Annotated in this window: 19 protein-coding genes; 4 read left to right on the top strand and 15 right to left on the bottom strand. The window is 46.3% G+C overall.

What is annotated here, in order from left to right; all coding sequences use genetic code 11:
- Positions 1-64 precede the first annotated feature (64 nt).
- The 8 genes from DWX59_RS16780 to DWX59_RS28780 all read right to left on the bottom strand — a co-directional run bounded on the left by DWX59_RS16780 (position 65) and on the right by DWX59_RS28780 (position 4058).
- Positions 65-271, bottom strand: coding sequence for a hypothetical protein (locus DWX59_RS16780; RefSeq protein WP_117560369.1), 207 nt, complete (start codon positions 269-271; stop codon positions 65-67).
- Positions 268-1272 (bottom strand): ParB/RepB/Spo0J family partition protein, encoded by a 1005-nt coding sequence (locus DWX59_RS16785; protein WP_117560370.1) that lies wholly within the window; start codon positions 1270-1272, stop codon positions 268-270. The genes DWX59_RS16780 and DWX59_RS16785 overlap by 4 nt, the downstream gene beginning before the upstream one ends.
- Before the next feature lie 9 nt (positions 1273-1281).
- Positions 1282-1593, bottom strand: coding sequence for a hypothetical protein (locus DWX59_RS16790; protein ID WP_117560371.1), 312 nt, complete (start codon positions 1591-1593; stop codon positions 1282-1284).
- Entirely contained in the window at positions 1590-2360 is a 771-nt protein-coding gene (locus DWX59_RS16795) for a ParA family protein (RefSeq protein WP_117560372.1), read from the bottom strand. Before DWX59_RS16795 ends, DWX59_RS16790 begins: the two co-directional genes overlap by 4 nt.
- 9 nt (positions 2361-2369) lie before the next feature.
- Positions 2370-2681, bottom strand: coding sequence for a hypothetical protein (locus DWX59_RS16800; RefSeq protein ID WP_117560373.1), 312 nt, complete (start codon positions 2679-2681; stop codon positions 2370-2372).
- Complete coding sequence (locus DWX59_RS16805) at positions 2662-3225, bottom strand: helix-turn-helix domain-containing protein (protein ID WP_117560374.1); 564 nt, start codon at positions 3223-3225, stop codon at positions 2662-2664. The genes DWX59_RS16800 and DWX59_RS16805 overlap by 20 nt, the downstream gene beginning before the upstream one ends.
- 418 nt (positions 3226-3643) lie before the next feature.
- Positions 3644-3874: a hypothetical protein gene (locus tag DWX59_RS16810; RefSeq protein WP_117560375.1), complete on the bottom strand. Its 231-nt coding sequence runs from the start codon at positions 3872-3874 to the stop codon at positions 3644-3646.
- Positions 3875-3887: 13 nt separating this feature from the next.
- On the bottom strand, positions 3888-4058 hold the full coding sequence (locus DWX59_RS28780) for a hypothetical protein (RefSeq protein WP_166460249.1): 171 nt from the start codon (positions 4056-4058) through the stop codon (positions 3888-3890).
- 101 nt (positions 4059-4159) lie between these two features.
- Between DWX59_RS28780 and DWX59_RS16815 the strand changes: the two genes are divergently transcribed.
- Positions 4160-4369, top strand: a complete 210-nt coding sequence (locus DWX59_RS16815) for a hypothetical protein (protein WP_117560376.1) — start codon at positions 4160-4162, stop codon at positions 4367-4369.
- On the opposite strand, the gene DWX59_RS16820 is transcribed toward DWX59_RS16815, so the two are convergent.
- Positions 4366-4635 carry a hypothetical protein gene (locus DWX59_RS16820; RefSeq protein ID WP_117560377.1) on the bottom strand — a complete coding sequence of 90 codons (270 nt, stop codon included), beginning with the start codon at positions 4633-4635 and terminating at the stop codon, positions 4366-4368. The genes DWX59_RS16815 and DWX59_RS16820 overlap by 4 nt on opposite strands.
- A gap of 227 nt (positions 4636-4862) precedes the next feature.
- Here DWX59_RS16820 and DWX59_RS16825 point away from each other — a divergent pair, with 227 nt between their 5' ends.
- The 3 genes from DWX59_RS16825 (at position 4863) to DWX59_RS16835 (ending at position 7405) form a co-directional block, all read left to right on the top strand.
- Positions 4863-5318 (top strand): helix-turn-helix domain-containing protein, encoded by a 456-nt coding sequence (locus tag DWX59_RS16825; protein ID WP_117560378.1) that lies wholly within the window; start codon positions 4863-4865, stop codon positions 5316-5318.
- A 264-nt stretch (positions 5319-5582) separates the two neighbouring features.
- Entirely contained in the window at positions 5583-5951 is a 369-nt protein-coding gene (locus DWX59_RS16830; RefSeq protein ID WP_117560379.1) for a hypothetical protein, read from the top strand.
- A 206-nt stretch (positions 5952-6157) separates the two neighbouring features.
- Positions 6158-7405, top strand: coding sequence for a site-specific integrase (locus tag DWX59_RS16835; protein WP_166460250.1), 1248 nt, complete (start codon positions 6158-6160; stop codon positions 7403-7405).
- A 391-nt stretch (positions 7406-7796) separates the two neighbouring features.
- On the opposite strand, the gene DWX59_RS16840 is transcribed toward DWX59_RS16835, so the two are convergent.
- The 6 genes from DWX59_RS16840 to DWX59_RS16865 form a co-directional block, all read right to left on the bottom strand.
- Positions 7797-8063: a YlmC/YmxH family sporulation protein gene (locus tag DWX59_RS16840; protein WP_117560381.1), complete on the bottom strand. Its 267-nt coding sequence runs from the start codon at positions 8061-8063 to the stop codon at positions 7797-7799.
- Between the two features lie 102 nt (positions 8064-8165).
- Entirely contained in the window at positions 8166-8906 is a 741-nt protein-coding gene (locus DWX59_RS16845) for a DUF4190 domain-containing protein (RefSeq protein WP_117560382.1), read from the bottom strand.
- Positions 8907-9096: 190 nt separating this feature from the next.
- Positions 9097-10026 (bottom strand): MetQ/NlpA family ABC transporter substrate-binding protein, encoded by a 930-nt coding sequence (locus DWX59_RS16850; protein WP_117560383.1) that lies wholly within the window; start codon positions 10024-10026, stop codon positions 9097-9099.
- A 147-nt stretch (positions 10027-10173) separates the two neighbouring features.
- The gene (locus DWX59_RS16855) at positions 10174-10839 is read right to left on the bottom strand and encodes a methionine ABC transporter permease (protein ID WP_117560384.1); all 666 of its coding nucleotides are present in this window, start codon (positions 10837-10839) and stop codon (positions 10174-10176) included.
- A 1-nt stretch (position 10840) separates the two neighbouring features.
- Positions 10841-11857: a methionine ABC transporter ATP-binding protein gene (locus DWX59_RS16860; protein ID WP_117560385.1), complete on the bottom strand. Its 1017-nt coding sequence runs from the start codon at positions 11855-11857 to the stop codon at positions 10841-10843.
- 330 nt (positions 11858-12187) lie between these two features.
- Positions 12188-13240, bottom strand: a complete 1053-nt coding sequence (locus DWX59_RS16865) for a DUF4886 domain-containing protein (RefSeq protein WP_227116209.1) — start codon at positions 13238-13240, stop codon at positions 12188-12190.
- Between the last annotated feature and the right edge of the window lie 46 nt (positions 13241-13286).

Below are 13286 nucleotides of genomic sequence, written 5' to 3' on the forward strand. Positions count from 1 at the left end.
TCGCCGTTACAATAAAAACAGCCGCATCTGTTTCTGCCATCTTCTTAACCTCCTAAATACGTGTTTAATCTATCATTACGCGCACAAACTTTATCCCGCCTGTATGGCTTTCATATTTCCTCTTGGTTTTACGCGCCCGGTTCCTGTGGGATATCTGTGAATATATATTGTTCGCTGTGGTCCCCATCTTACTTGCCAGATATTCCACATTGCTTTCTACAGCCACGGGTAACTCATACCGGTCTGCCGTTACTGCCATATATAGTGTCATCCTTCATCCTCCGCTAAACTGGCATTTGCAGACATCAGAATGTCCTGTAGCACAAGTATGTCATCCTCGGTGATACGACTTACAACCAGTAACAATTCTCTTAGCATATAGGTGGCCTTATCCTTTGTGGACCATTCCTGAGATTCTTCCTCCGGCTGATTCATTACATTTTCCCCAAAAACGCTCATATCTGCACTTTCTGCCGCACGCTCCGCTTTTAGGCTGGCCTGCGCCGCTACCGTCTGGGCCTCTTCTGCTTTCTTTGCCGCTTTCTCTGCCCGCTCTGCTGCTTTTTCAGCGGCTTTAATTTCCTTCCGTTCCTTAACCCGTTCGGCAATTTCCTTATGTGCAACTTTTTCATTGACTGAGGCCGCCGCTATTTCCTTCTGCTCTTCCACTGGGAGTTTGGATATTTCATAGGCGGCCGATTTTCCTATATTACCTTCCCGGAACTGTTCCTTTGCCTCCGGCACCAGGCTTGCATTGATTTTATCCATCCTGGCAACCTGCGTTTTGCTGGTTTGCAGGATATCTGCAATCACATCCCGCAACTTCCCCTTGATTTCCAATCCATCCTCGTCCCTAGCCCGTATGAGGGCCGATTTTAGCCGTGCCGCCTGCTCAGTCTCTTCGTATGGGGATAATTTGCGGTTAAAGGCATTTCCCACAATCAGGGACAGTTCAAACATAGCCGGGGACATATCCTTGTACAGATACCTGACCTTATAGTCCCTTGGCATGGACCCACACTCGATGTTATGTATGTTTGCCAGGTTTCTCCTATGTCCGCTGATAATCCTGTACTCTCCGTCTATGCGGCCTAAGACTGTAGGCTGTTGCTGTCCCACGGCAACTATGGAATCTGCCAGTTCTTCTATGTTTTCCTGACTATAGAAATTACTTTCCGATGGGACTACATCATATGGGCTTAGATATATCTCCTCATAATCTGTTTGATCTGATTCTGTGTTTAACAGTTCCATAAATGACCATCTTGCCATTTCTGCCTCCTATAGATAGCTTTCACCGTATCTCGCCCGGAAAGCTTCCCTTGCTTCATCTTCTTTCATTCCTTTTGCAATGGCCTTCTTTTCCCAGGCCAGCTGCCCCATCATCTTGGACATGGCTTCTGCCATTGGGTTACCATGGATACGGTTCAGGATGTCCCCCATGTTATGGCAATCATTGCAGCAAGGTATCTTGATTCCATCCTTTTCTGCCAGTGTCCTGTTTCCTTTTCCGTATATCAGGTGATGATTGGCTTCCGTTGGCTTTCCGCAGAACAGACAATAATCGTTGTATTCCGTGACTATTCCTTTCATTTTTCTTTCTCCCCCAAATATTCTTTAACAAATTTCCTGTAGCTTACCTCTGCCGCGCTTCTTGGGCTGTATTCCTCCAGATTCAACCCAAATAGGGTACTTTCAGCCACCTTACTGCTATATCTTATCCTGGCATCAAACATCCCATATCCCCGTTCTTCAAGCCACTCCACGCCTGCTGTGTTGACTTCATCATTTTTATACATGGTCACGAGTACTTTTGGGGCGGATATCCTACGGTTATATCTCTTGATATCCTGAATCTGTTCCTGGATGGTTTCCATCCCCTCCAATGCCCACTTGTCTATCCTGGTCGGTACTATCACATCATCGGTGACCATTAGGGCATTGATGACATTAAGCCCCAGGTCAGGAGGATTGTCTATAATCACATAATCATATGGTTCCCCGTCCTCGGCTTTTGCGCTTTTGAGGCAGTCAAACCTACGTGCTACATGGCTTCCCTGGCCTGATACCAGGCGGTATGTAGCTGTCAGTAGTGACATGTTGGCGTTAACTGTTCCCAGTCCTGGGGTATCCGTATAGATATTCATTGCCCCAATGGATTCCCCTGTCAGGAGGCGCGCTGTTTGACATCTACCCCCGCTTTCATATACCCTCATTGCGCGGCTCAGATTGCCCTGCTTATCATTGTCCACCAACAGCACACGGTATCCGTGCCTATGATGCAGGATATGCCCCATTTGTAGGGCTGTCATAGTCTTTCCTACACCGCCCTTTAAATTTATGATGCTGATAATCTTCATGGTTCCTCCCTAAAATTCATGCGGATCCTCTGGCATGGGCATTTTTCTTGCAATCGCCATTATCTCCCCATCTTCTTCATAGGCTCCGCACAATCTGACTGTGCTGAATGTTCTGGTAATTCTTTCATATTCTATTAGTTCCTGCTCACTGGTGATGATTCCAGCTTCATGTAATAATTCCACCATTCCGTACAGTTTCCACTCGGAATGCTTACACCGCTTGATACACTCATCCAGATTTTCATATGGTTTCTCTGGGTCATACGCCCTTTTGCATAGCCTCAAATATGCATCAAATAATTTACGATAATTTTCCAACATCTTTCTTCTCCGTTTCCATATACCGCTTGTACACTCCGCTCACAAGGTTCTGGCTGCATCCTAATTGTTCTGCAACCTCCTTTACCTTTTTCCCTGCTTTTCGAAGGCGTATGATTTCTGCATTACGCTTATCCCGCTTTTTTACTGTATCCTCATTCGCCCTCTGTATATTCCGTACCGCACACTTACTGTATCCTGTCTGCTGTGATATCTCCTCCACAGTCATACCACGTCTTTCCATATCAGATACCATCTTACATCTGGCCTCTCTGGCTTTCCTATCGGATTCTGCCATATGTCTTCTTACATTGCATATGTAAGCTACTTTTATGGCTACATTCCGCTTTAGCTTACCTGACACCAAATCAATGGTGTATTTATGTACCTTGTCGACCTCCATCACCCGTTTAATGATGGCCCGGCCCTTTATCCCGTCATCCCTGGGTGCCTCTTCCAGGTATATAAGCTTGTCCCCTCTCTTGAGGGATTTCCTAAATGCTTCTACTTCCTTCATTTGCACCGGATTCTTTGTTATACTTTCCATTTCAGCCTCCAAATCTTCTTGATTTTTACAGCTGCATCCTCTATACTAAAGATGCACAGGTACATTGGGGGTACCCTCCCCAGTGCTCCGGCTGGATAGCCTTATCTATTCAGCCGGTTTTTTATTGTGATACTCAGATACTGGCCGGATTAATGCTGGCTTATATCCGGCCCCCTCAATCCTCGTGTATGTCCGTCCTTTGAGTCTCTGGCAATCGCACTTTTCTCCCGGATCCAATCTTCCTTTGCAAAATTCGCAAATGTATCTGTCCTTCATTCCTATCCCCTTCCTGCCATCAGATATATGATAACCAGTGTGGCAATCACCAGAAGGAACAGATACACATTGCTCCAGCATTTCCAGTACTCTGCTTCCTTGTCTGCTTCCTTGTACATTGTCCTCCAAAATTGTGGGTCCTTCATTCTAATCCCTTCCCTTCTATTTCCTCTACCGCAGCATCTATTTCTGCAAGACTCCTTTCAACGTGTTTAGCTAACTTATTCGCAAAAATGTATGCTGTGTCACGTCTACATCCTCTTTTCAGTTCTCCCAAGTCCCACTCCCCTCTACGCATCTTTTCCACTACAAAAGGGGATGTAACTCCGATAATCTTTGCCGCAGTTTCAGTCCTTATCCTATTGGCATGCATCTACCTCCCCTCCTCAAGCTGGTTTCTTCCATGTATCTATGAAATCAACTGCCTTTAAAAACATTTCAAGGTTGTTTTTATTTCCTGGGTTGATTTCGGCAAGCAACTGAGCCATTTCCTCGGCTTCCGGCTTACAATCACTACTTAGCAACACCTCTGATTGACTCTTATTATCTGATGACATGTGATTCCCTCCTTCCTTCTTGTGTTTTCTCCCCTCCCATCCTATAATGTACTTACAGGCCCCCGCCAGGGCTGAGTACAAAAGAAAAGGAGGGATATCATATGGTTACATTGGTTTGTACGGCTTGCGGAAAAAAACATCACTTAAAATCTATTCACGATTTTTCCACTTGCCCATGCGGCGCTGCTATTACCCCAGAAATCAGTGAACTTATTTTTGATGTGGAAAATCGGATTCTGGAAATTGATGCAGAAATAAATAAGCGCTCTGCTGAAGGTGTTTGTGGCAAATTTTCTGTGAAGTACGATTAAACCGTCAACAGGATATACAGACACTCCATGGTCTCTCTCAGCCTTGTTGTATCTCTTATTCCGTATTTATCTAATACTTTGATTAAGTCTTTCAACAGGTCATCAGATGTCGTGGAGCCGTCTGTATATCTCTGTAATGATTCTGTTAATAGTTTCCTTGAATTATGAATCTTTTCCAGCATTATCTTTTGTTCTTTGGCCTCTTCTGCTCTCCTGTTCACTATTTCCTCTACAGTCTCTTTGTAACGTTTTGGTTCGATTACCATTCTTTGTTCTCCTTTCTTGGGTTATCCCTTGGTGTTAGACTCTATTCCCTCCTTTCTGGGTTGATAAATTCACGTTCCATTTTATTTTGACTTGATAAAGTCATTTTATATCTTTATTTTGGCTTTGTCAAGTCATTTATGGAAAAAAGTGTATTATTTTGACTTGACTAAGCCATTTTGTTGTTATATACTCAAATTATACTTATATTGAAAGGTAGGTGATAACAATGGAAATGCACGAAAGAATCAAAGAATTGAGAAAAAATCATCTGAATTTATCTCAAGAAGCTTTTGGCGAACGCCTTGGTGTAAGCCGTTCTGTCATTAATAACATAGAACGTAATGCTCTTGCAAGGCCAGAGCAAAAACTATCTCTCATTCGTTTAATGTGTAAGGAATTTAATGTGAGCGAAGCATGGATTTTAGATGGCATTGAACCAATGTTTATTCAGCCAAGCACTTTTAGTCTTGACCAATTTGCAAAAGAGAGAGGTATGAATGAACAGGATTTGCGGATTTTAAAATTATATTTTAGTATTGACCCCCAAAAAAGGCACGATGCTATTAATTATTTTCTTAATGGTCTATCTGACGATTCAGTTCAGAGGTTTATTCCAAAGACCGTGGCAGGGCTGGAAGCTGTTTTTTCTTCCGATGAAGATACTGAAAATAAAGTCGGATAAAAACACCCAATCCCCTAGCCTTGGTTAGAATACTATAATGATAAGATGTGTAACGCCTTGAAAGTCGAGATTATAGATTAGTGTTTTTTCCCGTCTGTAATATAGTGCATATACTTCTTTGTCAATATAATGTATGTATCTTTTTATTTTAACCATACAATCAATCCTTCCTTTGGTGGGAAGATTGGGTGCATGTACAATTATATTACTGATATAAAATGGAAGTTCCGGTAATTTTTTCCATATATTTATGAAAGGAATTTTATGAGACGCGATTATGAAGAAGATAATGTCAGAAAACCCATAATATCATATCTATTAATGATTATATTACTATTTGTTTTATTATTTCTTTTATACTCAAATGTGACTCTTAGTAAGCAAGTTTCTATTTTACATCAACAAATATCCAGCCTCACGCTGATAGATGGTGAGAATATTAATTATGCTACTCAAGAAGATATAGAAACCACAAGAAAACAAATCGGTAATTTGCAAGATGCTGTATATGATATTAGTATTAAAATCAACTCAATTGAAAGCACGTTGGACGATATGACTTCTTTTATAGGTTTGGATTCCAAACAGCAAGAAGAAAGAAACGAAATAATAAATCAAATTCGCCAACAATAATATCTTCCCATAGAATCAGATATGGGTATACTCATTATAAATAACAAAAACCGCCCCTGCGCCAACAGGAACGGTCTTAATAGATACTATTGCAGTACAGTGTCTGAATAATATCAGGTTTCCCAACCTATGCATATTATATCATCTGGCACCTGTTTCTGCAATGGGTGTTATTTTTGCGCTTATAAATGAAAGGATGTGTATATATGGCTCTTATTCAATGCCCTGAATGTGCCGGTAAGGTAAGTGATAAGGCCACTTCCTGCCCCCACTGTGGTTTTCCAATTCAGCCTCTATCTTCTACCAAGCGTGGACGACCATCCAGCAAAGCTAACGTTTCCACCTTTCGGCTCCCAAATGGTTGGGGAGCAGTAAAATACCGTGGTGGGAACCGGAGGCAACCATATGCAGCTTTTGTTAATCCCCGTCTGGTCCTCAACGAAGGAAATGGCAAGACATATTATAAATATGACTACCTTGCATCTTTTGTTGATAAGTCTGATGCTTATGCTGCTGTCATGACTTATCATAACAATCCTTTTAGCCTTAATAATGACCTAACGCTTAAGCAACTGTTTGATAAGTGGGTTGACTATTATGTAAATGACAATAACTATAGTGATAAGCAACGAAAAAAATATGAGTCTCTATTTTTGTATTGCACACCTCTTTATAATATCAAAGTACGCTTTATAACAGCTGCTCAGATAAAAGATTTAATAGCTAATGCTTACAAAATCGGTACGAAGGGACGGCAGGAAAATAAAACCGTACCCGCAACTCCAATAATCAAGAGTGAACTTAAAAGTTTATTTAACATGTTATTTGACTATGCACAGTTTTTAGGTATTGTTACCTCCAACCCTTCCCGCACCTTTGAAACAAGTTACGCCAACGATGATGCCAGGGAGGGTATACCATACACAGATGATGAGTTGGATATTTTATGGAATCATGTAGGTTCCCTATTCGTAGATATGACAATCGTCCAGTGTTATTCCGGGTGGCGTCCGGGGGAAATATTAAATTTAAAGCTTGATGCGTTAGATATTGATAATAAGACTTGGATGGGAGGTTCTAAAACAAGAAGTGGAAAAAACCGCACCATACCTATCCATTCTAAGGTATACCCTATTGTCGAGCGATATTACAAGGAAGCTATTACGACTGGACGCGATATCCTGTTTGGCCGGACTGAGAAATTCCATGGAGCATATACATATTCTAATAACTCCTTTCGGCATGCCATACTCCGTGACTTTCCGACCTACGGAATCGAAAACCATATACCTCATGATGGAAGGCACACTTTTTCCACTAAGGCCAAATTTTATAATATGAATGACTATGCCCGGAAAAAAATAATGGGCCATGCCGTCACCGACCTTACGGACCGTGTCTATACCCATTTAGACATGGACTGGTTTCGAACCGAACTAGAAAAAATCGAATGATGGTACCATTATGTGTCCTATTATGGTACTACCTAACAAATTGTTTATCTCTTTAATGAAATTTATCTTTGCATAAAACAACGTATTTTCGTACTTCTCTGCCTATTTCTTACTCGTCTGATATGTTTTCAAAGGACTTCACATTTTTTCACATTTCCCACATAAAATCATCACATTTTCCATGTATTCTTAAACATGTAAAAAAGCTAATGCTTTTCATACAACTTTTTCTCACAAACCGGCCGGCAGGATGAATCCTGCCGGCCACTCCTCCGTTTAACACAGATGTACGACCGGCGGAAAATCAACCGCAAGGACAGGTGCCGGGAGACTCCGGGAGTACACACAAATGCCGCCAGGCATCCAATTGTTCTGAGCCTGGCGGCGGGATTCAACATTTTATATTTTCCGACACATCTTTTTCTTTTATATCCACCAGAATGATATCATTCCCCACCTGGCAGATATCACAGAAGGGAATTATATACTCCTTTTCCCTGCCCAGGAAACCGCAGATACATCCGGGTCCGGGTACGATAAGGGCCAGCATGCAGCCAGTCTCCATATCAAAATCCACATCCCCCACAAACCCCAGACGTTTGCAGGTCTTCACATTAATAACTTCTTTCTGTTTGAGATCATAAATTCGCGTAGCTATCCCTCCGGCTGCTTCTTACTACTTATATATGCAGCCATGGCGGGGATTAGAATCCCTGATCCGGTTAGGGGTGGTTTTCGTAATACACCATCGGAGGGCGGTTTAAAACGTATCCGGAATGATGGATAACATCTGCAGCCCGATATATGCAATGATTACAAGGATTGCAATTGAAACGCCTATGATGGAAAGGATTAATCCCGCCTTGGCCTGGCTGCACATGCTGTCCCCGCCCCTGGACAGGATGGCAAATATGATGCCCAGAATCCCCAGCACAAGTGCAATCCAGCCGCAGCAGCATGTAACAAGGGACAGGATTCCCATGACCAGTGAGGTGATTGCCATACCATTCTTTTCTTCAGACTGCTTCTGATATTGATTCTGGCCGCCGGCCTGGTCCTGATAGCTGGTCTGGTACCGGGTCTGGTACTGATCCTGCTCCTGATACCGGCCCTGATATTGGTTCTGATATTGGTTATCATAGCGGTTATCATATTGGCGCTGCGGCTGGCCAGCGTTTCCCTGCCCGCAGTGCTGGTTTCCGGCCTGCCCTGAATAGGAAGGCGGCGCTGTCCGGTACTCTGGCTCATGTCCCGGCTGGCCAGCGTACTGGTCCCTTCCCTGATTCATCGCGCCTGCCTGGTTCCACCCATCTTCCTCATATCCACGGGGACCTGGCTGGCTCCACCCATTACCGCTGTCATCCGCGCCTGAATCCATGGGGCATGCCGGCTGTTCCGCCACGACCACCGGTTCACCGGATGCCTGGTTTCTGTCTGTTCTATTTGAATCAGGGGCGCTGTCTTCCCCTGACCGGATGGTGTTACCATGTTCGTGATCCATGTATTGTCCCCTTTCTTATGCCGGTGCAACCCGGTCCAATCATACGTGAAGAGTATATCATAACTTACAAAAAAATACAATCCGCCAGGAACCTGTCTGTCCTGGCGGATTGCCGCTTACATGTTGCACCAATCTTCCCGCTGGCTGAACGGTTGCCACGGTTTACGGACAACGGACGGTCACGGTTGGCTTAGAACAGGGGAACAACCGCTCCCTCGTACCTCTGCTCCATGAACTGCTTTACCTCAGGGCTGGTCAGTGCCTCTACCAGTGCCTTGATGGCATCGCTGTTTTCCTCTCCCTCTTTTACAGCCACGATGTTTCCATAGGTGGTTGCTGCCAGGGACTGGGAGTCTTCGGTTGCCAGGGCATCGCTTACCTTCAGCCCTGCTTCGATTGCATAGTTGCCGTTGATGACAGCAATGTCTGCATCCGGAAGGGAACGCGGAAGCTGTGCCGCCTCCATCTCAACGATATCCAGGTTCTTCGGATTCTCCACAATGTCATTCCTGGTTGCCTCCAGCCCAACGCCCTCTTTCAGCTTGATTAATCCCTGGGCTTCCAGAAGCAGAAGCGCCCTTGCCTCATTGCTCACATCATTTGGCACCAGCACGGCCGCCTTGTCCTTAAGGTCATCCAGGGAAGACACCTTTCCGCCATAAATGCCGAATGGCTCGTAGTGGATGGCCCCTGCGCTTACTAACTTGGTTCCGTTCTGTGCATTGAAGGAATCCAGGTATGGCTTATGCTGGAAATAGTTTGCATCCAGGTCGCCTGTATCCAGGGCGTTGTTGGGCTGTACATAATCCGTGTATTCCACGATTTCCAGCTCATAGCCTTTGGATGCCAGCACTTCCTTGGCAGCATCCAGGATTTCCGCATGGGGTGCAGGGCTTGCGCCCACAATGATTTTCTGAGGATCTGCCGCAGCCGTGGTATCCTCTGCATTGGCACCTGCCTCAGTGGTTTCCGTGCCTGCGTCAGCTGCTGTTGTTTCTGCTGCTGTCTGCGCCGCTGTCTCAGCTGCCGTGGTTTCCTTTGCACTTCCTGAGCAGGCGGTAAGTGCTCCTGCTGCCAGCACCGCAGCCAGTACAGCTGCGCCTAATACTCTCTTCTTCATAATATTTTCCTCCTCGTTTCGGGGCGGTCCCCTTATTTACCCTTTACGGGCATTTTATCATCAGCCGGCTGGTGTTCCCTTCCAATGCCGGATAAATCCCGCACCGGCAGTACACGGTTGTTCCGGCGGATTGACTTCCTTCAAAACCTATCGGATCCTCTTGTCGCTTCTCCTGGACATCCGCATGAATATTTCCTGGATCAGCTGTACGATGATGACCAGCAGCACCACGGTCACCAGCATCATATCCGTCTGGTACCGGTGGTATCCGTAACGTATGGCGATATCACCCAGGCCGCCGCCTCCGGTAAATCCTGCCATGGCAGAATATCCCAGGATTGTTGTCACGGAAATAGCTGCTCCCACCAGCAGGGACGGCTTTGCCTCAGGCAGCAGGACTTTCACGATAATCTGCCAGGTGGACGCCCCCATGGACTTGGCTGCCTCGATGACGCCTGCATCCACTTCCTTCAGGGAAGACTCCACCATCCGCGCAATGTAGGGGGATGCTGAAATCACCAGTGGGACAACGGTTGCGTTGGAGCCATATATCTTGCCTACAATCAGTCTGGTGATGGGTATTACCATGATCAGCAGGATGATGAATGGCACGGAACGCAGAAGGTTGATTACCACGCCAAGGACCCTGTTGAATACAGGAACCGGGCTGATGCCGTCCTTGTCCGTGACGACCAGTGCGATTCCCAGAGGAATGCCGATGATATAGGACAGGGCGGAGGACAGCAGCACCATATAGAATGTTTCCCCAATTCCTTTTATGAGCATGTTGATGGTTGTTGAATCAAACTGCATCTTAGCGCACCTCCTCATATGCCACATGGGCTGTTTTTAAATAGTTGCAGATCCTTCCGGCATCCGTCTCATCCTCCGGCAGCTGGATGATCATCTGGCCCATGGCTTTTCCTTCAATATCCCTGGTATCCGCATGCATGATATTGACCGGGACCTTGCATGCCAGGACCATGTTGGCAATGACCGGTTCCGAGGATTCCCTTCCGTCAAAGATGATGCGGATCTGACGGGACTGCCCGAAGCTGGTTCCCTGGGCCCCCACATCCCCCAGGATCAGCTGGCGGCCGATATCTGATTTGGGTCCTGAGAATATCTCAGACACCTTTCCAACCTCCGCGATATGGCTGTGGTCAATGATTGCCACCCTGTCGCAGATTGCTTCGATTACAGCCATTTCATGGGTTATGACAATTACCGTGATTCCCATTTCCCGGTTAATCTTCTTAAGGAGCCCCAGAATGGATTTGGTGGTATTGGGATCCAGGGCGCTGGTTGCCTCATCACACAGAAGCACTTTGGGGTTGGTGGCCATGGCCCGTGCAATCGCCACCCTCTGCTTCTGTCCGCCTGAGAGCTGGGCCGGATATGCCTTCATCCTGTCCTCAAGCCCAACCAGCCTCAGCAGCTCTTCCGCCCGTTTTCTGGCCTCTGTTCTGGATACCCCGGATATCTCCAGGGGAAAGCACACATTCTGAAGCACATTCCTCTGGGCCAGGAGGTTGAACTGCTGGAATATCATTCCCATAGAACGTCTTGCCAGGCGCTTCTCCCTGTCCTTCATGGCCGACAGGTTCTCTCCCTCGAATATTACCTTGCCTGATGTGGGCACCTCCAGATAGTTGATACAGCGCACAAGGGTGCTTTTGCCGGCCCCGGACAATCCGATGATTCCAAATACCTCTCCATAGCGTATCTCCAGGTTGATATCCTCCAGCGCCGTGACCGGGCCGCCGGATGTCTGGAACTGCTTACCCAGCCCTTCCAGCCGGATGATGGGCTTTTCTCTGTTCTCTTCCATGATTTCATTTCCTTTCCTGTGTGCATCTGGATCCTGACCCGTGTACTGCCTGAAATCCAAAAAAGCCGCACGCCCTGCACGGACTTGCGGCCTCGAAGCATTTCCCTCAATGCAACTCAATCTCAATTAATCACAATCCATACAGATGAAACTTACATTCAGTTTTTTGCCCATGCGGATACACAGCACATCATCATGTACATGCCGTTCATCATATCCATATTCATCTGCATGGCTTTGAACTGATTCATAAGATCCTCCTGTACTTATTCTCTATTAATCAACTAGGATTTGTCTTAGTTAAGAAGATACATCACTCCTCGGCTTTTGTCAAGACTTTTTTGTTCCCAGTATGACAGCATCCGCAATTTCCTGCAGGTTTCCTGCCACTGTTTCACTCAGGTCCCCTACAAAGGAATTGCCCGCAGGCGACTCCTGGAACAGCAGCGCATAAGCCGAGCACGCTGCCAGATATGTGCCTTCCTCCGACGGGTGCTGACCATCCTCCCCCCACAGTTCCAAGCTTTCCACCTGTTTCCTTGCTGTCTCAAATACTTCCCCGCCGGGAATCAGCAGGGCATCCAGCTCCTCTGCAATGGTCCTGTATCCCAGGGACAGCTGGGTCTGTACCATCTCATGGCTGAAGGCTCCGGCCCCATCCTTGGGCGCCCAGGTCATGAGGAATACGGTCTGTCCGCCTGTTTTCTGTATCATCCCATCCAGCTCCCGGGCATATGGATACATATCCCTCTTTGCATTCAGGGCAATGGCGGCATTGGTATTTTCCTGTAATATAACAAAATCCCAGTTTTCACCCTTAAGGGCTTCGGTCAGCACGCTTCCCAGTCCGTCCTCGGGATTGGAATACATTTTAAGCGAATAAGAACCTTCGGTCAGGTCATATACGTCCACCTTGTGTCCGCCCGCCTCTGCCATTTGGTAAAATACTCCGGGAAGGTCATTGGTATATGTATGGCTGTTGCCCACGAATAGTATTTTGCTTCCGTCCTCCGCAACCGGGTCCGGTATTTTGCTGTAAACCTCCTCCCCGGATTTGTCTGCGCCTTCCGGTTCATCTGCTTTTCCGGATTTGTCTGCGTCTTCCGGTTCATCTGCTTTTCCGGCTTTGTCTGCGTCTTCCGGTTCATCTGCTTTTCCGGCTTTGTCTGCGCCCTCCGGTTCATCCGCTTTTCCGGCTTTATCCATGCCTCCGGCCCCATCTCCCCCGGCATCCTCTGTTCCTGCTTCGGATGAAGGCAAGGATGCTGCTTTTGTTCCGGTTTCCTGCGCCGTACCGCCGCCGTTCCCGGCGCTGCAGCCGGAAGCTGCAGACATGGCAATGGCAGCAGCCATCAATAACGGGAATAACCTCATTTTTCTCATGATTGTCTTAATCTCCTTCTGTTTCTTCCTGCTGTCCCATATGACA

Origin of the sequence: Enterocloster aldenensis (assembly GCF_003434055.1) — a bacterium.
In the GTDB taxonomy this organism is placed as follows: Bacteria; Bacillota; Clostridia; order Lachnospirales; family Lachnospiraceae; genus Enterocloster; species Enterocloster aldenensis.

Excerpts from the sequence above, each read along its gene's own strand:
- DWX59_RS16850 (WP_117560383.1), bottom strand. The coding sequence starts at position 10,026 with ATGAAGAAGAGAGTATTAGGCGCAGCTGTACTGGCTGCGGTGCTGGCA.
- DWX59_RS16820 (WP_117560377.1), bottom strand. The coding sequence starts at position 4,635 with ATGGTAATCGAACCAAAACGTTACAAAGAGACTGTAGAGGAAATAGTG.
- DWX59_RS16815 (WP_117560376.1), top strand. The coding sequence starts at position 4,160 with ATGGTTACATTGGTTTGTACGGCTTGCGGAAAAAAACATCACTTAAAA.
- DWX59_RS16780 (WP_117560369.1), bottom strand. The coding sequence starts at position 271 with ATGACACTATATATGGCAGTAACGGCAGACCGGTATGAGTTACCCGTG.
- DWX59_RS16825 (WP_117560378.1), top strand. The coding sequence starts at position 4,863 with ATGGAAATGCACGAAAGAATCAAAGAATTGAGAAAAAATCATCTGAAT.
- DWX59_RS16795 (WP_117560372.1), bottom strand. The coding sequence starts at position 2,360 with ATGAAGATTATCAGCATCATAAATTTAAAGGGCGGTGTAGGAAAGACT.
- DWX59_RS16865 (WP_227116209.1), bottom strand. The coding sequence starts at position 13,240 with ATGAGAAAAATGAGGTTATTCCCGTTATTGATGGCTGCTGCCATTGCC.
- DWX59_RS28780 (WP_166460249.1), bottom strand. The coding sequence starts at position 4,058 with ATGTCATCAGATAATAAGAGTCAATCAGAGGTGTTGCTAAGTAGTGAT.
- DWX59_RS16845 (WP_117560382.1), bottom strand. The coding sequence starts at position 8,906 with ATGGATCACGAACATGGTAACACCATCCGGTCAGGGGAAGACAGCGCC.
- DWX59_RS16810 (WP_117560375.1), bottom strand. The coding sequence starts at position 3,874 with ATGCATGCCAATAGGATAAGGACTGAAACTGCGGCAAAGATTATCGGA.
- DWX59_RS16855 (WP_117560384.1), bottom strand. The coding sequence starts at position 10,839 with ATGCAGTTTGATTCAACAACCATCAACATGCTCATAAAAGGAATTGGG.
- DWX59_RS16830 (WP_117560379.1), top strand. The coding sequence starts at position 5,583 with ATGAGACGCGATTATGAAGAAGATAATGTCAGAAAACCCATAATATCA.
- DWX59_RS16805 (WP_117560374.1), bottom strand. The coding sequence starts at position 3,225 with ATGGAAAGTATAACAAAGAATCCGGTGCAAATGAAGGAAGTAGAAGCA.
- DWX59_RS16860 (WP_117560385.1), bottom strand. The coding sequence starts at position 11,857 with ATGGAAGAGAACAGAGAAAAGCCCATCATCCGGCTGGAAGGGCTGGGT.
- DWX59_RS16785 (WP_117560370.1), bottom strand. The coding sequence starts at position 1,272 with ATGGCAAGATGGTCATTTATGGAACTGTTAAACACAGAATCAGATCAA.
- DWX59_RS16835 (WP_166460250.1), top strand. The coding sequence starts at position 6,158 with ATGGCTCTTATTCAATGCCCTGAATGTGCCGGTAAGGTAAGTGATAAG.
- DWX59_RS16790 (WP_117560371.1), bottom strand. The coding sequence starts at position 1,593 with ATGAAAGGAATAGTCACGGAATACAACGATTATTGTCTGTTCTGCGGA.
- DWX59_RS16800 (WP_117560373.1), bottom strand. The coding sequence starts at position 2,681 with ATGTTGGAAAATTATCGTAAATTATTTGATGCATATTTGAGGCTATGC.